This window comes from Paenibacillus sp. FSL R5-0713, from assembly GCF_037973325.1.
In the GTDB taxonomy this organism is placed as follows: domain Bacteria; phylum Bacillota; class Bacilli; order Paenibacillales; family Paenibacillaceae; genus Paenibacillus.
Window position 1 is genome coordinate 2,963,393 of record NZ_CP150229.1, and the last position, 24,073, is coordinate 2,987,465.

Annotated in this window: 10 protein-coding genes; all 10 read left to right on the forward strand. The window is 46.6% G+C overall.

Translation table 11 applies throughout. The features are described 5' to 3' along the window. Positions 1–100: 100 nt before the first annotated feature. The 10 genes from MKZ12_RS13470 to MKZ12_RS13515 all read left to right on the forward strand — a co-directional run bounded on the left by MKZ12_RS13470 (position 101) and on the right by MKZ12_RS13515 (position 24,071). Positions 101–7,603 carry a fibronectin type III domain-containing protein gene (locus tag MKZ12_RS13470; RefSeq protein ID WP_339260841.1) on the forward strand — a complete coding sequence of 2,501 codons (7,503 nt, stop codon included), beginning with the start codon at positions 101–103 and terminating at the stop codon, positions 7,601–7,603. Positions 7,604–7,730: 127 nt separating this feature from the next. Beyond that, positions 7,731–8,441, forward strand: a complete 711-nt coding sequence (gene treR, locus MKZ12_RS13475; RefSeq protein ID WP_339260842.1) for a trehalose operon repressor — start codon at positions 7,731–7,733, stop codon at positions 8,439–8,441. Between the two features lie 173 nt (positions 8,442–8,614). Then, positions 8,615–11,953: a DUF5107 domain-containing protein gene (locus tag MKZ12_RS13480; protein ID WP_339260843.1), complete on the forward strand. Its 3,339-nt coding sequence runs from the start codon at positions 8,615–8,617 to the stop codon at positions 11,951–11,953. Between the two features lie 52 nt (positions 11,954–12,005). Beyond that, a complete protein-coding gene (locus tag MKZ12_RS13485; RefSeq protein ID WP_339260845.1) occupies positions 12,006–14,372 on the forward strand; it encodes a beta-galactosidase in 2,367 nt (788 codons plus the stop codon). A 308-nt stretch (positions 14,373–14,680) separates the two neighbouring features. Further along, entirely contained in the window at positions 14,681–15,661 is a 981-nt protein-coding gene (locus tag MKZ12_RS13490) for a glycoside hydrolase family 5 protein (protein ID WP_339260847.1), read from the forward strand. 178 nt (positions 15,662–15,839) lie between these two features. Continuing rightward, a complete protein-coding gene (locus MKZ12_RS13495) occupies positions 15,840–17,909 on the forward strand; it encodes a bifunctional aldolase/short-chain dehydrogenase (protein WP_339260848.1) in 2,070 nt (689 codons plus the stop codon). Between the two features lie 19 nt (positions 17,910–17,928). After that, a complete protein-coding gene (gene rhaA / locus MKZ12_RS13500) occupies positions 17,929–19,200 on the forward strand; it encodes an L-rhamnose isomerase (protein ID WP_339260850.1) in 1,272 nt (423 codons plus the stop codon). 150 nt (positions 19,201–19,350) lie between these two features. After that, positions 19,351–21,024: a ribonuclease J gene (locus MKZ12_RS13505; protein WP_339260851.1), complete on the forward strand. Its 1,674-nt coding sequence runs from the start codon at positions 19,351–19,353 to the stop codon at positions 21,022–21,024. A 242-nt stretch (positions 21,025–21,266) separates the two neighbouring features. Further along, positions 21,267–22,250, forward strand: a complete 984-nt coding sequence (locus MKZ12_RS13510; protein ID WP_339260853.1) for a LacI family DNA-binding transcriptional regulator — start codon at positions 21,267–21,269, stop codon at positions 22,248–22,250. A gap of 345 nt (positions 22,251–22,595) precedes the next feature. After that, positions 22,596–24,071, forward strand: a complete 1,476-nt coding sequence (locus MKZ12_RS13515) for a sucrose-6-phosphate hydrolase (RefSeq protein ID WP_339260854.1) — start codon at positions 22,596–22,598, stop codon at positions 24,069–24,071. Positions 24,072–24,073: the final 2 nt, after the last annotated feature.

The window sequence follows — 24,073 nt, forward strand, 5'->3', positions numbered from 1 at the left end:
AGAAAAAATGACACTTGTTAGGGGAGGCACCCCAACTTAGGACATCGTTCCTTTGTTGGGGTGCCTCCCTTTTTTTGTGTGCCAAAAAGGAGAGTAGACGTTGAAGAAATCAGGAAAACGTGTGAAGAAACAAGCGGAACAGCTAACCAAGGTGGTGCTGGCATTTGCTTTATTATCACCTCAAGCCCTGTTGCTTGAATGGGGAGCAGCCACGGTAATGGCTGAAACGGTTGAAACGATCGGGATTGTATCCGATACGTCCAGCATGAAGGCGGTTCAGTCCTCCAAGGTGAAAGTGGAGATGAACAGTGACGGAAAATACAGAATTGTATTACTGCCAAACACAAATGTATTTTACGGTGGTGATACCGGGAATGTGTCCACCATTATCGACCACAACGGATCTCCCGTGAACTTCAAATCATTGCCACTGAATTATTACCGCATTAACAATAATGTGATTGAAATGTCGCGGCAAAAGGACAATGTGGAATACATTTTGCGTGTATCTATCGTTAATGCCACCTCACAAGGTGGATACATGAAGGTTGAACTTGAAGCTATTAATCGAAGTGGAACGGCACTGAATTTGGGTGGAACATTTTATTGGGATACGATGGTGAATGGCAATGATGCTTCTCCATTTGAAGTTATTGAGAATGGATGGCGTAATTACAGCGGGGGTGTTCAGGTCACGGCTTTTTATGCCAATACGTACAATGTTGTAAATGCAGATCGCATATATATGGGCCAGTACAGCAGCCCAGATAGCGCACAGCTCACGGGAGGGTCTTCACCTTCAGCGTTCACTCCAGGCCAGACCGTAACGGCGAGTGATACAGCCGCACAATTTTGGTGGGACTCTAAGGCTACAGCGAATCAGGCTTCACGCAAATTTTCAACCATTGTGGGGATCGGCCCCAAAAATGCCCCACCTTCGTTTACCTTAACAGCACCTTCTTCAGGTCAAACCTATTACAAAGGCGAGCAACTTCAGATCTCCGGTACAACGAGAGATACGGATATAGGTGACCTGTTGACTGTGAAATGGTCCATTGATGGCGGGGCCGAGAATATGCTGACCCAGATGACCGCAACGGGTTCTAATCAGTCTTTTAACACCAATTACACATTGCCTGATACCCTGCCAGATGGCACACACACATTACAAGTATGGGTTATGGATGACAAGGGTGGGGTGTCCTCAGCAGGGACCGTTAACTTTACGGTAAGAAGTTTTGTAGTGCCAGGAACGCCGACATATACATTGGTTAATTCCAATAACTTGACGGTGAACTGGGATAAGAAGGCGAATGATGCATCCGTTACGTATGAACTGAAAAATATGACGACGAATCAGATTGTGGATACAGGTACAACAAACAGTCGGCAGGTGACAGGGCTCACTCCGAATACCAGTTATTCTTTTGCCGTCCGAGCCAAAAATTCAAGCGGTTCCTATACGGGTTACTCCAGTCCAGCTTCCAAGTATACACTGGCCAATCCACCCGTTGCTGCGGCTGTGACACAATCAGGTAACTCTGTTACAGCGAGCTGGAGTAATAATAGCAACCCTGACGGCACTCAGTACAAAACTGAAATACGCAGTCCAGGTGGGCAAGTTCTCGCAACGGGAACAACAACTTCCACTCGTACAGCGTTTGCCCTGACTGGACTCGCGGATGGAAAATACGAAGTATTTGTTGCGGCAATGAATGGAGAAGGGATACAGACCCCATTTATATCCGCTGGAGAGATGATGAAAGATACGATGGGCCCAACTGCTCCTTCTGTTACACTCACGCCATCCTTATGGACCAAGGAAGATGTTCTCGTCACAGTTGAAGAGGGAAAAGATGCCTTGAGCGGAACCCAAAAGACTGAAGTTAAAGTCGGTCTGGCAGGAGAATGGCGTGAATACAGTGCTCCCTTTGCCATAAGCAGTGAAGGCAGCACAACAGTTATGGCGCGCAGTATGGATGCATTTGGTAATACAGGACAGGAAACGACTGTGACTGCCAAGGTAGATCGGACGGCACCAACGCCACCTGTCATCTCGTTGAATCCACCCGAATGGACAAAAGCGTCCGTAATTGTGACATTAACGGAGGGTACGGACGCAGCAAGCGGTATTGGTCTGACACAGTATAAGCTGGGAAGCGAGGGGGAATGGATCGACTACAGGACCCCTTTTACACTCAGTGAAGAAGGGATAACCGAGATTTATGCACGAAGTGTCGATCGGGCTGCCAATGTCAGTGCTTCCACTTCGGCAACAGCCAGAATCGACAAGACTGGGCCTGAGCAACCGACGATAACGTTAAGTGAAGAGGATTGGACGAATCAGGATGTAACTTTTGCAATAACCAGTGGTGAAGATTCAGGCAGTGGGCTTGCCAAAAGCCAATATCGACTGAGCGAAGAAGGTCCCTGGATCGATTACACGGGCGAAGTGACGGTTACCGATGAGGAAGAAACGATCGTATATGCACGCTCACTTGATCATGTAGGCAATATAAGCACGTATGCTCAGGCAACGGTTCGAATCGACACGACAGCTCCAACCGAGCCGGTAATTCGTTTAAGTTCTGCTGGATGGAGTAAAGAACATGTGCAATTCTCGATCGATAGTAGTGTGGATGAACGAGCGATATCCTATGAGTACAGCATGAATGATGGTCCGTATATGGCAGGAAATACGGGTACAGTAAGTATGAACGGGATTACCACCATTCGCGCCAGAGCAAGGGATGCCGTTGGCAATGTGAGCAAGGAAGTCAGTCGAATCGCCTATGTGGATCAGATGGCTCCAACGATTACATTTGCACCGAACGGACATGTCTGGACGGACTTGGACATATCCACTACCATTCAGTATGCAGATGCCCACTCAGGTATTCAGGAACTGGAACGATTCTATCAAATTACAAACAGTGCAGAATTACCGGATCATTGGCTTGAAGCTCGCTCTGACGAGCATAAAATATCCATCGAATCGGAAGGCATATGGTACATCCATGCCAAAACCATGGACTCAGCAGGCAATACATATGAGACAACATCATCACCTTACCATGTTCAACGCAAGCCCGAGCAGCCGAAACATGTGAGAATGACACAGATCGCGGAGACATCAGCAGAACTTACAGTGGATTTGCCAACGGGGGAAAGTTACACCGATGGATATCAGTATGAGATAACAAATAAAACAACAGGACAGTCGTGGACACTGGATTATCCCAACCACAGTATAATCGATCAGTCCCTAAGCGGTGGTCAGGTCTATGAATACGAAGTTAGAGTAAGAAACCATACCGGAGTAAGTGATGCAGTAAGCGCTCAAGTATTAACGATCCCGGCAGCTCCCGGAACGTTGCACGTTCGAAAAGTAGATTCCCAGCCCAATTTGGCCGAAATTCAATTTGATTCAGTAAAGGGAGCAGATGCTTACCGCATCATTGCTGCTACTTCGGACGGGTCCACCGTGTATGATCAGACGGTATCTGATCCTTCCAACCTACCCTATATCAGTAACCTCGTCCCAGGGACCATGCATAACATTTCGGTCACGGCAATGAATGAGAGTGGAGCAGGCGGTAGCAGTAGGACCGGATTTCTCACACTGCCGACAGTGCCCGGTGAATTCATGGCTGTTCAAATTCGGGAGCATGATATTTCATTAACATGGGAGACGGTGACCTCTGCAACGTATTATGGTCTTTCACGTGATGGAGCAGCCATATACGAAGGGGAGCAGACAGCGTATTTGGATTCAGGTCTGGATAGCGGAACCAATTACAGCTATGCGTTAATTGCTGGCAACGAGACAGGGCCCGGGCCTTTGGCGGAATTACCTTTGCTCAAGACGTTACCAGGGCAGGTGTCCGGTTTACAGGTATCAGATGCTTCCACAGCGAGCCTTCGTCTGAATTGGGAGGCAATACGAGGAGCCGATCACTATGAGTTATGGTTGAATGGAGAGAAGTCGGGAACGGTTGCTGCCGGAAACGAGGAATGGGTATTTGCGGGATTGAGTTCGGGAACATCTTATCAACTGGATGTACAAGCAGTGAATGAAAGTGGACAAGGTATGCGAAGTTCGGTGTCAGGAACAACGTTACCCGAGAGCCCGTCGGGACTTCATGTTGTTCAAGTAACTGAACAGGGAGCGATCTTGAGCTGGGAGCCTGTAGTTGGGGCAACGAAATATCGGGTGGTCATCAATGGACAGAGCCATGAGATATCAGATACACAACTGTCAGTTCACCATCTGTCAAGCAGTCGTGAGTATATCTATGAAGTACAGGCGGGCAATGTTGCCGGGTACGGTGCATCCACCCGTAGTACGATTCTTACGCTACCTAGCAGGCCGGAAGGACTGAATGTCACATGGACTGGTGAAACAAATATGGGAATTGCATGGCAAGCTGTAGATACGGCGAATCTCTATATTGTGAAAATCAATGGCATAGAAGTGGGCAGAACAACAGAACTGACCTACACGGCTGATGAATTGTTGCCAGGTACAGAATACACGTTGGAAGTTCAGGCTGTGAATACTTCGGGTTCGGGTGAGACAACGCAGCTCATCCGATTGTCCAAACCTGTGTCGCCTGACGAGATAATTGCAGACCCAGCAGTACATCGGGCAAAAGTTTCCTGGTCGGTCGTGGAAGGCGCCGCTGAATATGTGATCGAGCAGGATGGCAAAGAGATCTATAGGGGAATTGAGAATGAAGCCACGATTACAGGGCTCCAGGATGGAACGTGGCATCACTATCAACTATGGGCGGTCAACAGACAGGGGACTCGTTCTGAAGCGACAGATGTATCGCTGCTGACTTTGCCTGAGAAACCCGCTAAGGTTGCCGTATATGATGTGGCCAAAAATAGCCTTGGTCTGGATTTCAGCAACACAGGTGTCCAAGGGGCAGATCAATACATCATTGAACGGGATGGGAGAAAGATTGCTCAAATGGATTCAACTGAAACCCAATTCGTGGACAAGGATCTGTCGCCAGGAACGAAATACACTTACGTGATTCGGGCAGTCAATGCGAGTGGAACCAGTGCGCCACTTACTTTCAGTATAATGACTCAAACTTTGCCATTGGTTGCAGAAGGGATCACAGTGAACGCTGGAACACATTCGGTGGATCTGGCTTGGGAAGTCGTTAAGGGAGCGGCTGCATATGAGATTCGCAATCGGGTAACGGGAGATATGCAGAGCGTGTCTGAACCGTCTGTACATCTCAATAGTATGCTGGATGGTACAGCGTATGAATTCGAACTCGTTGCAATTAATGAAGATGGTCATCGGTCAGAGTCTATTCAGATTCAGGTTTTAACGAAACCTATATCCCCTCAGACGGCAGGCATAACACACATCACAGATCAGACTGCGGTGCTGGATCTGACTGGAAGCTCTACACGAGGAGCAGAGCAATTCATCATTATGCGGGATGGCGTTGAAGTTGCTAAGGTTCCGGCAGATCAAAATTCATTTGAAGATCATGGTCTGACACCAGGAGAGCGTTACCTGTACACCATCAAAACATCGAATGCAACGGGTGAGAGTGATTCTGGTTTCGAAGTTCACGTGCGAACGTTGCCTGCGACCATTACTGAACCTTTACATGCAAGTATGATTGGGGAAAAAGAGGGATTAATTTCTTGGCCAAAGGTACAAGGTGCAGAGGGATATACCATACGGATCGGAGATCAGATGTTCACCACGATTGACGATGGTAATATCACCGAGGTGAAATTAACTCATCTGGAGAGTGCAACCCGATATGATCAGGTACAGATTATTCCTTATAATACGGCTGGTTCAGGAAGCCCAGTGACTGTGACTCCTTTTTACACCTTGCCTCATGTTGATTCACTCGAAATGCAGATATACCCGGAGACAGACCATGCCAAATTGGAATGGGACTTCCCTTATCGGAACGAAACATTCGTTGTATTGCTGGATGGTGCAGAAGTATACCGTGGCGAGCAAAAAGAGTTTATCGTTGATCAACTGGATGCAGGTAAGCAGTACCTGATCGAAATCTACACAGAGAATGAGCAGGGAGATACATCTGGGATGAAGGCGTATTCGGTACTGACCAAGCCAGCAGCGCCTGCCAAAGTGGAGTATCATTCGGCGAAGGACCACATTCGTCTTCTATTGGAACAGAGCCGGGTTGAAGGTGCCGAGCAGTTCATCATTGAGCGTGACGGTGTAGAGGTTGCTCGTGTTCCTGCTGACGAAATGTTCTATGACGACAAGGAACTTGAACCGGGCGTGAACTACAGCTATACAGTCAAGACAATGAATGCTTCGGGCAGTAGTGATGGTGGTTATTACCTTCATGCCATGACTTTGCCTGGTAGTGCTGCTTCACCTCCTATAGTAGAGGGGCGTGCAATGCATGGTGCAGACATTGTGTGGGAACTGATTCCTGGTGCTGCGGGTTATCGAGTCTATCGAAATGAAGAGCTTGTAGGGACGACCGCGGAGACATCGATACATGTGTCTGAATTAAACAGTGCAGAGCGTTATACTGACTTTGCCATCATTCCATATAATGAAGCAGGGGAGGGAGAGGCGCTCCAAGTTCCGGAATTCGAGACGTTGCCTTCCGAAGATCTGACAGTAGCAGCCGTAGCGCAAGGCACAAGTACGATTAAGCTAACTTGGGAACTGGATTCAATGAATGAAGTAATTGTGATCATCCATAAAGATCGTGAGATATATCGTGGAACACAGCGCAGTTATGTATGGACAGGACTAAATGCTGAGCAGCATTATGAGGTGGTCGCATGGACAGAGAATTCAGCAGGTGAACAAAGTGAGAGCAGACGGGCAGCAGCTATAACTTTTCCGTATCCACCATCCGCCTGGAGTGGTGGCGGTGCAACCCCAAGTTCAAATGGTACATCGGAACAAGCCGATGAGTTGAGTTCACATTCTGAACCCGCTAAACAACCTGATTTGCCTGCGAAAAAGAATATCAAATTTATTGATATTAACCAAACCTTTAATAAGGACCAGATTACCTGGCTGGCGGAACAAAATATTATTCAAGGTGTCAGTGAAACTCGCTTCGAACCGCGCCGTCCGATTACGCGTGCAGAGTTTACCGCATTAATCGTGCGACTGATGGGTGTGGACACAACGGTAAATGAACAGCATGGATTTCAAGATGTGAATGATGAGGATTGGTTCGCTCCTGAGATTGGTGCAGCCGTTCACCATGAGATGGTTCAAGGTATGGGGAACGGCAAGTTCGCTCCGTATGCGCTGGTAACACGTGAACAGGCATCCAAGATCATAGCCAATGTGGTTCGTAAGATCAGACCGGAACCGCTGACTTCCCCAAGAGCATTTACCGATCAGATTGATGTATCCGATTGGGCCAAAGAAGAAGTGCAGGAGCTTGCAGGTTTGTACATGATTAACGGATATGAAGACGGCAGCTTCCGTCCCATGCAGCACTTAAGCAGATCCGAAGCTGCAGCACTGATCTTCCGCTTAAACAAGCTGATTCAAGTCATGAATGAGAAGCATACAGATCAAGTGGAGAAAGCGTCAGCGTTGGATCGTCATATCTAGGTGGAATTGAATTTTGGATGTGATACTGCAATCATCGCCAGTAATGACATTACCGCTTGATTGGTTTTTAATGCTATAATAGGTTGCCAATATGATAAAAAAGGGTAATGAACAATGGTGATGAATAATGAATAATAAATTTATCCGAATATATGAGGATATTGCAGATCGTATTCGGACCGGAGAGATTGAGGCAGGCACACTGCTTCAATCGGAACTGGATCTATCGGAAAGTTATCGAACATCTCGAGAGACCATTCGCAAAGCGCTGAAAATGTTGTACGAAGAAGGTTATATTCAGAAGATTCAAGGCAAGGGCTCGATTGTACTGGACATACGCAAGATCGATTTTCCCATCTCTGGTCTGGTTAGCTTCAAGGAACTGGCCAAAAAAATGGGGCATCGCGCTCAAACGTATGTGAAGGTTTTTGAAGAGCAACAGGTCGATCAGGCGTTGCACAAGAAAATTAACTTTGGTCTGAATGAACAGGTCTGGGAGATCAGACGTGTGCGCAAAGTGGATGGAGAGCATGTCATACTGGACAAAGATTACATCAGCCAGCGGCTTGTTCCTGGGCTCAGCAAAGAGATCTGTAATGATTCCATCTATGAGTACATTGAGCAAGAGCTGGGGCTTTCCATTTCGTTTGCCAAAAAAGAGATTTTGGTGGAAGAACCCACCGCAGAAGACAGGGAACTGCTTGACCTTGAAGGGTTCCATAATGTGGTTGTGGTGAGGAGCCAGGTGTACCTCGAGGATGCCAGTCAATTTCAGTATACGGAGTCGAGGCATCGACCGGACAAGTTCAGATTTGTGGATTTTGCACGCCGCAGATAAGTGAATCAAGATCAATCAGAGAGTACCTTTCACTGCTTAATTGGGTGGATAGGTACTCTCTTTGATTATGAGGGAATCCGAAGATCGTCCATCAAGAACCGCTTAATGTTAATGTTCTTCCTGCATGTCGGAGCGTATGATCATAATATATACGAGTCCGAGGAGTGAGGGAATTGAATCACGTGACAGCAACATCAACTGTTCGCATATGGGAAGAAACCAGGGATATTCCAACCTATGGTACAGGTAAACCGGACAAAAATCCGATGTTTCTTGAGAAGAGAATCTACCAGGGAAGTTCGGGTAAGGTGTACCCGCATCCTGTGATCGACAGCATTGAAGATGAGGCCAAAATGAAGTCGTATCGCTTAATTATTCTCGAAAATGAATATGTACGTATCGAGATGATGCCCGAACTGGGTGGACGAATCTATCGTGCGCTGGATCGGACCAATGACTACGATTTTGTATATTATAACCGGGTCATTAAACCTGCACTTGTGGGTCTGGCAGGGCCATGGATTTCCGGGGGAATCGAATTCAACTGGCCACAGCATCATCGGCCCAACACATTTGGGCCAGTCGATTATACATTTGGGAGTAATGAAGATGGAAGCGCTACCGTATGGGTGGGTGAGATTGACCGCATGTATGGTACCAAAATGACCGCTGGCTTCACATTACATCCCGGCAAAGCCTATCTTGAAATCCATGCCGAGGTATACAATCGCACCTGCGCTCCTCAAACTTTTCTATGGTGGGCCAACCCGGCTGTAGCCGTCAACGATGATACGCAATCCGTGTTTCCACCGGATGTAACGGCTGTGCTGGACCATGGAAAACGGGACGTATCCCGCTTTCCCATCGCAACGGGCACCTATTACAAGATGGACTATTCCGAAGGTGTGGATATCTCGCGATACAAAAACATACCGGTTCCAACATCCTATATGGCGTATAAGTCGGATTATAATTTTGTAGGGGGTTATGACCACGGGGTACAGGCAGGCTTGCTGCATGTAGCCAATCATCATATTTCTCCGGGCAAGAAGCAATGGACATGGGGGAATGGGGAGTTCGGGCAAGCCTGGGATCGCCAGTTAACGGACGAAGATGGACCTTATATTGAATTAATGACCGGGATCTATACTGATAATCAGCCTGATTTTACGTGGTTGCAGCCCTGTGAAGCCAAATCATTTTCGCAGTATTTTATGCCTTATAAAGGAATCGGCATGGTCAAAAATGCAACCATTGATGCCGCAGTTAATCTGGAAATGGACGAAACGAACGGAGCGGTAACCGTGATGGTATATGCGACGTCGGTTTTTGAACAAGTGACCATTGAAGTGATTGGACCAACTACGGTATATCTCCATGAGAGATGCAATATCTCACCTACGCAACTATATCAGTCTTCATTCCCGTGGAGCGGGCAAGATGAATGGCATCAACTGAAGTTAAGTGTTCGAACTGCGGAAGGAAAAGTACTTGTGGCCTATCAGCCTGAACGTTCTGAGATTCAGGAAGTCCCAGACCCGGCCACACCACTCCCGCTACCATCCGAGATTCGTACGAATGAACAACTATATCTGGCTGGTCTTCATTTGGAGCAATATCGGCATGCCACGTATGAACCAGAACCTTATTATTTGGAAGGCTTGAAGCGTGATGCAACGGATATTCGTCTAAACATTGCGTATGGCACATTGCTGCTGCGGAGAGGTCTGTTACAAGATGCAGAGAAGCATTTCAGACAGGCTGTACAATCGTTGACGTGGAAAAATACGAATCCATATGATAGTGAAGCTTTTTACCAACTCGGTCTGAGTTTGAAACTACAGGGGAAACAGGAAGAAGCCTACACAGCACTGTATAAAGCCGTATGGTCCGCACAGTTCCAGGATACGGGTTATTACATGCTTGCTCAGATCGATATGGCGCAACATCGGGATGTCGAAGCACTGGATCACATCGAACGTTCACTGATCCGTAACACTAGAAACTACAAGGCTCGGCATCTGAAGTTGGCTCTGCTGCGCAGATTGGGTCAGGATAAACGGGCCGTCCAATATGCGTATGAAACGTTGGAGCTGGACCCGGTTGAGTTTGGAGCCGCACATGAATTAGCCCTGATCTACAGCGGAGCGACTGCACCTTCAGAGAGAGAGCAAGCGGAGCAAGCACGTGAACATTTTCATCGTTTGATGCGGGGAGACGTTCATAATTATCTAAACCTAGCCGCAGATTACGTGGATTGTGGGTTGTGGGAAGAAGCACGGACGGTACTATCGTATGTTGAATCCGAAAATTTACAGCCGTATCCTATGGTTGGTTATGCTCAAGCCTACGTGCATCGTCAACTGGGGGATCTGGAACAGGCCCGGGAATGTCAAAAACAGGGGAAAGCTGCTCCAACGGATTATTGCTTTCCTAACACGTTATTTGAATTTATGGTGCTTCAGGATGTGGTGGCCATTGATCCGAATGATTCGCATGCTCACTATTACCTGGGAAATTGGTTATATGATCATAAACGCTATGAGGAAGCAATTACCCATTGGGAAGCTTCACGCGAGGAGAATGCTGCATTTTCGACTGTACATCGGAATCTGGGACTGGCTTATTATAACAAGCTGAATCGCCCCGATCTTGCACTGGCTTCATTAGAGGAAGCATTCCGATTGGATTCACGGGATACCCGAATCTTCTACGAGTTGGATCAATTGCACAAGAAGATAGGGTATTCTTGCGGGCGTCGAATCAAATTGCTTGAACAGCATATGGAGTTGGTTCGCCACCGTGATGATCTGTATATTGAGTGGGTAACTTTATTGAACATGCAGGGTAGCCATCAGGAAGCATGGGATGCTCTTCAGGCACGGCGGTTTCATCCCTGGGAGGGTGGAGAAGGCAAGGTTACTGGACAGTATGTTACGGCACTGACGGAACTGGCGAAGCAAAATCTGGAGAAACAACAACCGGAACTGGCATTGGAGCTGCTGCAAAAGGCTTTGGTTTACCCAGAGAACTTAGGTGAAGGTAAGCTAGCGGGAGCCGCAGATAATTCCGTTTACTTTTATCTTGGCTGTGCCTACCAGCTACTGAAGAATAATCAGGCTGCAGAAGAGAGTTTCAATAGAGCATCCATCGGTCTTAATGAACCTTCAAGCGCGATGTTTTATAATGATCAACCGCCGGAATCCATCTATTATCAGGGTCTGGCCTGGCAGAAGCTTGGCAATGTGAAGGAAGCCAACAGGCGGTTTAACAAATTAATTGACTATGCCGAAAGACATATGCATGATCACATCCGAATGGATTATTTTGCGGTATCTCTGCCCGATTTCCTGGTATTTGACGACGATCTCAATCAGCGTAATGAAGAACATTGCCAATACATGCGGGCATTAGGGCTTCTTGGCCTTGGTCGGACAAGTGAAGCCGAACTTGAATTGGATCGGGTTCTGGAGAAGAACCCCAATCATCAAGGAGCAGTCATCCATCGATAGTTGCTAATCGATTCAACCTTATCTCATCTATACCAAAGGAGTTATATAACCCATGAACGATAGTATAGCAGGAAGCCAGATTCGTTTCGTACTGGATGCAAAAGATAAAGAGATTCGTGCGGGTCGCATGACGGGTAGTGGAGGCAAGAATCCACGAGGGGAGACTTATGATTTTACCAACTATTATATGATCCGTAATGGTAAAGCTCATATTCCCGTGGTAGGTGAATTTCATTTCTCCCGATTCGCTTACTTGCAGTGGGAAGAAGAATTGCTGAAGATGAAGGCAGGCGGGGTGAACATCGTTGCTTCTTATGTGTTCTGGAATTTTCACGAGGAGCAGGAAGGCGAGTTTAATTGGTCAGGAAACCTGAACTTGCGGCACTTCGTGGATTTGTGTGGCAAACATCAGCTGCCACTGATCGTGCGGATTGGTCCATTCTGTCATGGGGAAGTTCGTAATGGAGGCATGCCAGATTGGTTATTCAGTTATCCATTTGAAGTGAGATCGAATGATGAAGGGTATCTGTATTATGCCAAGCGATTATATCGTGAGATTGCCCGTCAACTCAACGGATGTTTTTATCAGGAGGGTGGCCCTGTAATAGCCGTACAGTTGGAAAATGAGTATATGCACGCTGGGGCACCCATGGATGCCTGGGGTTACACACGTGACAAATACATTTCCTCTGGCCGGGACGGTCGTGAACATCTGAAGGTGCTTCGCGGTATTGCCGAAGAAGTCGGTATGCATCCCATGTTCTATACTGCCACGGCCTGGGGTAATGCTGCGGTGCCTGAAGAAGGAACGTTACCCATGCTCGCGGGATATGCGTACACACCATGGATTCCCAATCAACCTCCAAGCCGAGAGTATTTATTCCGGGATCTGCATATGAATCCTGTTGAAGAAGTGGACTATGACAGTCCGGAGTATCCTGCGGCGTATTGTGAACTTGCTGGTGGCATGCAGGTCAGTTATCACGCTCGGCCGGTTGTAGATGCGGACAGTGTTGAGGCAATGACCATTGTGAAGCTGGCAAATGGCAGTAATCTGGTTGGATATTATATGTATCACGGTGGAACCAATCCGGTAGGGCAAAAATCATATATGAACGAACAGGCATTGCCGAAAATGACTTATGATTACCAAGCCCCGCTCGGGGAATTCGGACGTATCGGTGAGTCGTATGACCGCATTCGAACCTTGTCCATGTTCCTGGAAGCTTACGGTGAGCTGCTTGCACCTATGGGTAGTGTTATACCGGAAGATCAACATGCGATAACACCGGAGAACACGATAAATCTGCGCTGGTCTGTTCGTCAACAAGAAGGTTCAGGATTTCTGTTCATGAACAATTATCAGGATCATATGGTTTTGCCTGATCGAGATATACAATTGCAGTTGCATACTGGCAAAGGGGCTGCGTTTTATCCAAGAGAAGGCACGATGGAGCTGAAATCGGGCATGGCAGCCATTCTGCCTTTCCATATGAATCTGGATGGAATGAAGATCATTAGTGCTACCGTTCAGCCACTGACCCGATTTACGGTCAATAATGAACGTACGGCTGTTTTTTATGCTCATGAAGGCATGAAGCCGGAGTATGTGATGGATATATCGTCTGTTACGAACGTGGATATGCCTGAAGGTACCATATCTGAGCAGGGGAATGAAGTTGTTATTCACCCGAAGGCTGGTAAGGATCATCATCTGCAAATCACAACATCGGACGGTATGGTCATACGTATCATTACATTGACCCGTGAAGAGGCATTGCATACCTACCGTTTCCATGTGGGCGGAGAAGAGAGACTTGTAATTAGCAGCAGTCATCTGTATGTGCAGAATGAGATGCTCATATGCAACTCCCTGGAGCATCCAGAGTTTGAGGTATCCTTCTATCCTGCTCCAGAGCATGTTTTACCTTCTAAATATGCTGTGTCATCCCAGTCAAAGCGGGGAATATTCAGTACGTACACATTCCAGGTTTCGCCTTACGAGCCTGCTGTAGAGGTTGATTACCCGAAGGAGTATGCTGCAACATTGAGATTGGATACAGCGTGGCCGGAACAAGTAGATGACGTATGGGTTGAGATTGATTATGAAGGAGACGTTGCAGCAGCACATATTCATCATCAGATGTTAACAGATCATATTCACTATGGGCATAGCTGGATGCTTGGTTTGAAGCAATCCCGTCATTTGCTGGCCGATCATGCGCTTCGTCTGTCCATAACTCCAATTCGAAGAGGAACGACTGAGAGTTATGTGAATCAGGCTTATGTAGAGCGGTTTGAGGGTGTGGAGATCGGGAAGTTTAATGAGATTCGGGTAAGACCACATTACCGGGTTGGGTTGATTATAGCAGGTAGGGAAGACACTTTTTCAAAATCAAAGAGTACAATAGTTAACTGACATTTATAATACAGAGGGTTCTTTCTCCGAACGGGTGTGAGGGGAAAGAGCCTTTTTGATGTGGTGTTTAAAAGAAAAGATTGCTATTCAATGGTAAAAAACACTTGCTTAGTAAGCGTTTTCATTTTATTATGAATTCATAACCTTATCGATAAGGTTTATTTTAGGAAAATAACTTAACCTTAATAAGGTTAGTCTTTATTTGTTTGTTACCCGTTAAAACGTCTATTACTAGCGATTTTAGTTAACTTATTGCCTAGAGCAGGGTTAATTGAAATAAAAAATCCAATTCAGGAGGTTGCAAACAAATGGTTAATCTGAAAAAGTGTACAATCTTCACGGTTATTGCTGCGCTCATGTTCATGGCATTGGGGAGTGCAGCCCCCAAAGCATCTGCTGCCACAGGATTTTATGTAAGTGGTAACAAGTTGTATGATTCCACAGGTAAACCTTTTGTCATGAGAGGTGTTAATCACGGACATTCCTGGTTCAAGAATGATTTGAATACCGCTATCCCTGCAATCGCCAAAACAGGTGCCAATACAGTACGTATTGTTCTATCGAATGGCAGCCTGTACACCAAAGATGATCTGAACGCTGTTAAAAATATTATTAATGTGGTTAACCAAAATAAAATGATTGCTGTACTCGAAGTGCATGACGCCACAGGAAAGGATGATTATAATTCTTTGGATGCGGCGGTGAACTACTGGATTAGCATTAAGGAAGCTTTGATTGGCAAAGAAGATCGGGTAATCGTTAATATCGCTAATGAATGGTATGGAACGTGGAATGGAAGTGCGTGGGCGGATGGTTACAAACAAGCCATTCCCAAACTAAGAAATGCCGGAATCAAAAATACGCTAATTGTGGATGCAGCCGGTTGGGGACAGTACCCTCAATCCATCGTGGATTATGGACAAAGTGTATTTGCAGCCGACTCTCAGAAAAATACGGTCTTCTCCATTCATATGTATGAGTATGCTGGCAAAGATGCTGCAACGGTCAAAGCCAATATGGAGAATGTGCTGAACAAAGGATTGGCACTGATCATTGGTGAATTCGGAGGCTATCACACTAACGGCGATGTGGATGAATATGCCATCATGAGATATGGTCAGGAAAAAGGGGTAGGCTGGCTTGCTTGGTCTTGGTACGGAAACAGTTCAGGTCTGAACTATCTCGACATGGCCACAGGTCCGAATGGAAGCTTAACGAGCTTTGGCAACACTGTAGTTAATGATACCTACGGTATCAAAAACACCTCCCAAAAAGCGGGGATTTTCTAATCCCCCGATGAAACAGAACACTCTGACGTTCACGTCAGGGTGTTTTTTTAATAAAATGGCTCAATCATTGATGGTTTTTGAATATTTCCGTTTTGTTTAAAATTATTTTGTTTTCAAAATAAAACAAAGATGTTAAACTCGTATCAGGAATAAAACAAACATTATCGGAGGGAAACAAATGGTACAGAGTTTATGGAATGCGTCGCAGGCATCTGAGAAAACAACAGGACTTGAACAGCTGGTTTATAGATCCAATCTCATTGGTTCTGATCGCAGTGTATGTAACATATACGGTGGTAATACGTCTACCAAAACGACAGTGAAGGATTTTCGTGGTCGTGATGTAGAAGTAATGTATGTGAAAGGCAGCGGCTCAGATCTGGGTTCGATGGAAGCGAAGCATTTTACCGGACTTGGGCTTGAAGATATCAGACCATTAATTGAACGTGAATCCATGTCGGATGAAGAGATGGTTGAATATCTGGGACATTGCATGATTGATGCCAAGCACCCACGCGCCTCCATTGAGACTCTTCTGCATGCGTTCCTTCCATATAAACATGTGGATCATACTCATCCGGATGCAATTATCAGCCTGTGTTGTGCGGATAACGGCAAGGAGTTGGCGAAAGAGATCTACGGTGATCGTTTTGTGTGGGTGCCTTACGTACGTCCAGGGTTTACGTTATCTAAAATGATTGCTGAAAGCGTATTCTCGAATCCCCATGCCGAACTCGTACTGATGGAAAAACACGGACTTGTGACTTGGGGAGAAACATCCGAGGAATGTTACGCTCAAACGATCAAGATTATCAATGAAGCAGAAGCTTTCATCGAAGCACGGGTGAACGAAGAAAGTCTGTTTGGTGGTGTAAAGCACCCGGCACTTGCCGCTGATGTTCGTCGTCAGATCGTATCACGTGTGATGCCAACGATTCGTGGAGCGGTATCGGATAGCAAAAAAATGATTTTGTCCTTTGATGATCAAGAGGACGTACTTGCTTTTGTAGGCGGAGCAGATTCCCCGGAATTGTCTCAAGTGGGTGCAGCTTGTCCGGATCATCTGGTACATACCAAAGTGGTACCTCTGTTCATCGATTGGACACCGGATGCGGAAGATATCGAAGGTTTAAAAGCCAAGCTGGTAGAAGGTGTAGCTGCCTACAAAGAGCAATATCAGCAGTATTTTGAGAGCAACAAAAACGAAGGTGATGTCATGTTCGAGGCGGCACCACGCGTTATCCTCATTCCTGGTGTGGGCATGATCAACACAGGCAAGAGTTGGGCGCTTTCCCAAGTAAGCGGAGCATTGTATCACAGAGCGATTGCCGTTATGCGTGGAGCGACTAGCTTGGGTCAATTCGTATCGCTCAGTGCAAACGAGTCTTACAATGTGGAGTACTGGCCGCTGGAACTGTACAAATTGTCTCTCGCTCCGGCAGAAACCGAATTCTCCCGCAAAGTGGCGTTTATTACAGGCGGCGCAGGTGGTATCGGAAGTGAAACAGCGCGCAGATTGGTATCCGAAGGCGCTCATGTGGTGCTCGCTGATCTTAATCTGGAAGGTGCACAGAAGGTAGCACAGGAAATTAATGATCAGTACGGAGCGAATCGTGCTTATGCGCTGAAAATGGACGTGACGGATGAGGAAGCCGTTCAATCGGCTTATGCGGATGTTGCGGTGCAATATGGCGGAGTGGATATCATCGTGAACAATGCAGGATTGGCCACATCCAGCCCGTTTGACGAAACATCCTTGAAAGAATGGAACCTGAACATGAATGTACTGGGCACAGGGTATTTCCTCGTCGCTCGTGAAGCGTTCAAGCTGATGAAACAACAGGGTATTGGCGGAAGCATGGTATTTATCGGGTCCAAGAATTCGGTGTATGCAGGTAAAAGTGCCTCTGCTTACAGTTCAGCGAAAGCACTGGAAGCGCATCTGGCACGCTGCATTGCAGCAGAAGGTGGAGAGTATGGCATTCGTGTCAACACGATTCTCCCGGATGCCATTCTACAGGGTTCAGCCATCTGGAACGGTTCCTGGAGAAACGAACGGGCAGCGGCATACGGAATCGAACCGGATCAATTGGAGGAGTATTACCGCAAACGGACGACATTGCTCGTGAATATCTATCCTAGAGATATTGCAGAAGGAATTGCATTCTTTGCCTCTTCAAAATCCGAAAAAACAACCGGTTGCATGATGACCATTGATGGCGGTGTACCAGCAGCATTTACACGTTAAAATAGGAGGGTTCTTGCGGATGGATAACCAAGTCAAGCAAGCGTATGAAGCAGCCAAGGCATTGTATGCTCAGCACGGAATTGATACAGAAGAGGTGCTGAACAGACTCGCGGAGATCAAAGTATCCGTACACTGTTGGCAAGGCGATGATGTTAAAGGTTTTCTGAATAAAGATGGCGAGTTAACAGGGGGTATTTCCGTTACAGGTCAATACCCGGGGGCTGCGAGCACACCAGCAGAACTTCGTAACGATCTGGAGCAAGCTTTTGCTCTGATTCCTGGTAAACATAAGGTCAATCTGCATGCGATATACACGGACACAGACGAGCAGGTTGAACTGGATCAGATTGAGCCAAAGCATTATGAGAACTGGGTGAAATGGGCCAAAGAACAAGGACTCGGCCTGGACTTCAACCCAACATGTTTTTCTCATGAAAAATCAAGTGACGGGTTTACACTCAGTCATCCAGACCCTGAGATTCGCAAGTTCTGGATTGATCACTGCAAGGCATCCCGCCGGATTGGTGCTTACTTCGGGGAACAGCTCGGTCAGACATGTGTAACCAATGTGTGGGTACCGGACGGGTTCAAGGATAATCCGGTTGACCGGTTGACTCCACGCAAACGTCTCAAAGAATCACTGGATGAAGTATTCGGCGAGCGCCTTAACCCAGAGCACAACCTGGATGCGGTAGAGAGTAAGCTGTTTGGTCTGGGTTCGGAAGCCTATGTGGTGGGTTCTCATGAATTTTATATGGGTTACGGTTTGCAAAATGATACGTTGATCTGTCTTGATGCGGGTCATTTCCATCCAACAGAGGTTATTTCCAATAAACTGTCGTCCTTGTCATTGTTTACAAGTGGCATTCTGCTGCACGTAAGCCGCCCGATGCGCTGGGACAGTGATCACGTGGTAATCATGGACGATGAGTTGCTGGAAATTGCCCGTGAACTGGTTCGACATGATCTGCTTGCGACCACACATATTGGACTGGATTTCTTCGATGCAAGCATTAACCGTGTAGCTGCATGGGTTGTGGGTACTCGCAACACAATCAAAGCCCTTCTTCGTGCGATGCTGGAACCGGTGGATACCTTGAAACAAGCTGAGCTGGATGGAGATTACACCCTGCGTCTCGCGTTAACGGAAGAGTTCAAATCCTATCCGTTTGGCGCAATCTGGGACTACTATTGTGCTAGGCAGGGAGTGCCTGTTCGTGAAAAGTGGATCACCGATATCAAAACCTATGAACAAGACGTATTGCTACAGCGTGATAAATCGTTGGTGTAAGTCTAACCACTGCGGAATGAAAGTTCCGTGGTGGTTTTTTTCTTTTTTGACATTAATCACAAGGAAATGCATAAGTGAGGAGATTGCTTCCATACTAGGAATATAGATCCGTATCGCATACGTTTGCCACGCAGAGGAGGAGTAATAGCGTTGAATCTAGCCCACAACAAACTGTATATCGCTGCACTTGGCGGCGTGAATGAAATAGGAAAGAATATGTATTTGATCCAGTACAATCAGGACATCATCGTGATTGACTGTGGTTCGAAGTTTCCCGATGAGACATTGCCTGGGATTGATCTGATCATTCCGGATGTTGCGTATTTGCTGGAGAATCTGGATAAAGTAAGGGGTCTTGTGGTTACCCACGGCCATGAAGATCACATCGGTGGCATTCCCTATTTGTTAAAACAAATGAACATCCCCGTGTATGCATCCAGGCTCACTCGAGGGTTGATCGAGCTTAAACTGAAAGAGCATGGACTTCTGCGCAAGGCGGACCTGCATACGATCGATGCTCACTCCAGCATTACGCTGGGAGGAATCGAGGTTTCCTTTTTCGCAACCAGTCATAGTATACCGGATTGTCTTGGTATCTTCTTTAAGACCCCGGCGGGCAATGTCGTGCATACCGGAGATTTCAAATTTGATATGTCGCCTGTACATGGACCTTTCCCAGATCTGCACCGTATGGCCGAGATTGGCAAACAGGGTGTCCATATTTTGCTCTCCGAGAGTACCAATGCAGAAAGACCGGGATTTACACCTTCCGAGCGTGTAGTGGGAGACCACATTCTGGATGCCTTTATCCGTGCAAAACAAAAAGTATTTATCTCTACTTTTGCGTCAAATGTCAGCAGAGTACAGCAGATTGTAAATGCAACATTCGAGACGGGACGCAAACTGGCACTGTTGGGCAGAAGTATGGTGAATGTGGTATCGGTGGCGAGTGAATTGGGGTATCTGCAAGTTCCTGACGGATTGTTGATTGAAGCCATCGACTCGGATCAGTTTCCACCTGAACAGGTTGTTGTCTTATGTACAGGTAGCCAGGGAGAAGCGATGGCAGCATTATCACGTCTGGCATCCGGTAAGCATCCACATGTAAGAATTAACGCCGGGGACACGGTCATTATTGCGGCCGGAGCCATACCGGGCAATGAACGGAATCTTGCACATGTCATTGATAACCTGTATGTTCTCGGAGCACGTGTGATATATGGTTCAAGTGGTGCAGCAGGAATGCATGTATCAGGACACGGCAGTCAGGAAGAGCTCAAATTGATGTTGACCCTGATGAAACCGGATTATCTGATTCCGATCCACGGTGAGTTCCGTATGTTGTATCAACACAGGCTGCTTGCCGAGTCTGTAGGTATAGAGCGTGATCATGTGTTTATCGTGAATAATGGGGATATGGTCCAGTACAAAGACGGCACTGCTTCTCTGGGTCCCAAAATTGCATCAGGAAACAGTCTCGTAGATGGTCTGATCATGGGGGATGTCGGCAATATTGTCCTGCGTGATCGCAGGCAACTGTCATCCGATGGTATGTTGGTGATTGTAACTACCTTAAGCAAAACGGAAAAGCAGATGGTCACGTCACCCGAAATTATCTCCAGAGGGTTCATATTCGTCAAGGACTCGGAAGAATTCATGCATGAAATTCATGAGCTGGTTCTAAACCGGATGGGTGAGCTGACCGCGTCTGGCGTGAATCAGTGGAATGTGATCAAAAGAAAGCTGAAAGACGAGATCGGTCACTATATTTACGCTCAAACCAAGAGAAGACCTATGATCTTGCCTATTATTATTGAAGTTTGAGTTATAGGGAGTAGCGAGTATTCTTGTGTTAATGATCTGAGCAAACGTGCAGATGAAAGTTTAACAGCCTGATGAATGTGGGATCATACTTTCTGTATGAACGTCACAGTGATATCGGGCTTTTGCTATTACATAGGAAAGTATATTGGACACGATAAACGGAGGTGAATCTAATTCGCCATGGCTTTGCGATTCGAAGTATAATAAAAGGTAAACTAGTTAAAGAAACAAGAGGGGTCTTTATGAATAAAACGATTTCTGATATCGCTCAGATGGCAGGTGTGGCAAAAAGCACGATCTCTCGCTACCTGAATGGCGGATCGGTTAGTGAGGATACACGCCAGAAGATTGAGCGTATTATCAAACAATACAATTATGTTCCTAACACATTTGCACAGAGTCTGAAGGCGAAGAAGACCAGTATCATTGGTACGGTTGTGCCACGTCTCGATTCTTTTGCGACCTCCCAGACACTGATCGGAATTGATGAAGAGCTGCGAAGTAATCAATATCAGATGTTGATCGCAAATACGAGTCAGGACATGCAGCGTGAGATTGATGCCATTTATGATTTTGCACGACAGAAGGTGTCGGGTATTATTCTCTTGGCTGCTGAAGTGACCGAAGCACATCTGAAGGCTGTTGAGGATATACGGATTCCGGTGTTATTGGTGGGGCAGCAACATGAGCAACTGCACAGTCTGGTTCATAATGATGACCAGGCAGGTTATGAGATGGGCAGATATGTCGTCGAACAGGGTCACCGCAAGATCGTCTATATGGGGGTTGGCGAGAAGGATCGGGCGGTAGGGTTCTATCGTAAACAAGGGTTCCAGCGAGCAATCGCCGAGTGTGGTGGATGTGAAGTGAAGTATTATGAGACGAGCTTCAAGATGTCTGAAGCCATCGTGACCGCTGAAGCCATCCTGAAAGAAATCACACCAACAATCATTGTAGGGGCCACGGATAATATCGCACTGGGTGTGATGAAGATCGCGTTCTCCAATAAAATTCGCATACCGCAAGATTTGTCTGTTACCGGATTTGGCGGATATGAGATTACGGAGATGATCCATCCCATGCTGACGACTGTGAAATATGATTATTTGCGGGCAGGGAAAGTAGCGGCGAATCATATTATTCGTCTGGTCAAAGGCGAGTCGGTGGAGGCACGAACAACACTGGACGTAGAACTGATTCCTCGAGAAAGCGTTGACAAATTATAAAAACATCCTTTATGATAATTCCATCGAACCGGTTCCATAGTGGATATCCAATACGGATATGCGAACACGGGCAGGCATTAATGCCAAATGGAATTATTTTTTTGTATCCGTTGGAACCGGTTCCTATAATTTGATTTTCGTATAAGTTAAATAAGAAATAAACATGACGGAGAGGGCAGAAAAAATCTGAAGAAACGGAGTGCTCGCCTTTATCACCGGATTTCACCCTTTAGATAAGGGATCAGGAAATCTGGGGATAACAGCGATCGGAGGATTGTTCTGCCATCGTAGTCCCAGTGTGAAGTTTCTTGGTCTAACTTATATAAGCGAGAATGGAGAACAGCTATGAAAATGACTAGAGAGCAGCGCTATAGACGGATTGAACAAGCTGAGCCTGAAGAGATTGCGAAGCTTGAAGCACAGATATCCGAGTGTCCATGGAGACAGAGTTACCACATTCAGCCCATAACGGGTCTGCTTAATGACCCTAACGGCTTTGCATATTATCAAGGCTATTATCATCTCTTCTATCAGTGGTTTCCACTTGGAACAGAACACGGCATGAAATACTGGTATCATACCCGCTCGAAGAATTTGGTGAACTGGGAAAATGTCGGGATTGGAATCGAACCGGATAGCTGGTATGACTCACACGGAGCTTATTCCGGAAGTGCGATTGAAAAAGATCGCAAGCTGCACTTGCTGTACACGGGCAATATGAGGAATGAGGCTTGGGTCAGACATCCATATCAATGCTTGGCTGTCATGGATGAAAGCGGTTCAGTAACCAAACGGAATGATCCCATAATCTCGTCTGTTCCAGCCGGATACACGGAACACTTCAGAGATCCCAAGGTGTGGCAACAAGGAGGTACATATTATTGTGTCATTGGTGCGCAGAGAACAAACGAGACGGGATGTACGGTGCTGTATCGCTCAATTGATCTGAACAACTGGGAGTTTCTTGGTGAAATTCGCACGCAATTCACTTCCTTTGGTTACATGTGGGAGTGCCCGGATTATATGGAGATAGACGGGAAAGGCGTGCTTGTCTTTTCACCACAAGGCTTAGATGCTGCAGGAGATCATTATCAGAATATTTTTCAGTCCGGTTATCTGATCGGTGAGCCGCTCAATCTTCAGACGAGAGAGTTCAATCATGGTGAGTTTCAGGAGTTGGATCGTGGATTCGACTTCTATGCTCCACAAACCATGCAGGGCCCGGATGGAAGACGTATTCTGGTTGGTTGGATGGGGCTTCCTGATCTGGCATATCCGACAGATGATAACGGTTGGGCTCATTGCCTGACCATTCCTCGGCAGTTGACACTGCGAGGAGGGAAGTTAATTCAACAACCGGTTGTTGAGATGAACCAATTGCGTCAACAGGAGGAAGGCATGCATATTCGTGTAACGATTGACCATGAGAGTCGATCTTTCACTGGTTTGAATGGAATTTCCTATGAGCTGATATGTGAGATAAGCCAAGCAGATGCAGAGATGGTCGGCATCGAATTCCGTGCAAGTGGAACGGAGAAAACGGTTCTTCTGTATGATCGGATTCAGCAGAAAGTTATTCTGGATCGGACGATGTCTGGTGCCGAGCTGGCAGAGCAAAATGGCGCTGTACGGCGGTGCGCGCTTACTGCGGACGTAATTAAATTCCATCTGTTCGTAGACGCATCTTCAGTTGAGATCTTTGTGAACGACGGGGAAGAGGTCTTTACCAGCCGCATTTTCCCAAGTCGGGACAGCGTAGATATTCGTTTCTTTGCACACGGAGGCAAAGCTGATTTCGAAGCAACACAATGGATTTATTAAGT

Bases quoted from the DNA above. Each gene is read 5' to 3' on its own strand.
- MKZ12_RS13490 (WP_339260847.1), top strand. From the start codon at position 14,681: ATGGTTAATCTGAAAAAGTGTACAATCTTCACGGTTATTGCTGCGCTC.
- rhaA (WP_339260850.1), top strand. From the start codon at position 17,929: ATGGATAACCAAGTCAAGCAAGCGTATGAAGCAGCCAAGGCATTGTAT.
- MKZ12_RS13495 (WP_339260848.1), top strand. From the start codon at position 15,840: ATGGTACAGAGTTTATGGAATGCGTCGCAGGCATCTGAGAAAACAACA.
- treR (WP_339260842.1), top strand. From the start codon at position 7,731: ATGAATAATAAATTTATCCGAATATATGAGGATATTGCAGATCGTATT.
- MKZ12_RS13510 (WP_339260853.1), top strand. From the start codon at position 21,267: ATGAATAAAACGATTTCTGATATCGCTCAGATGGCAGGTGTGGCAAAA.
- MKZ12_RS13485 (WP_339260845.1), top strand. From the start codon at position 12,006: ATGAACGATAGTATAGCAGGAAGCCAGATTCGTTTCGTACTGGATGCA.
- MKZ12_RS13515 (WP_339260854.1), top strand. From the start codon at position 22,596: ATGAAAATGACTAGAGAGCAGCGCTATAGACGGATTGAACAAGCTGAG.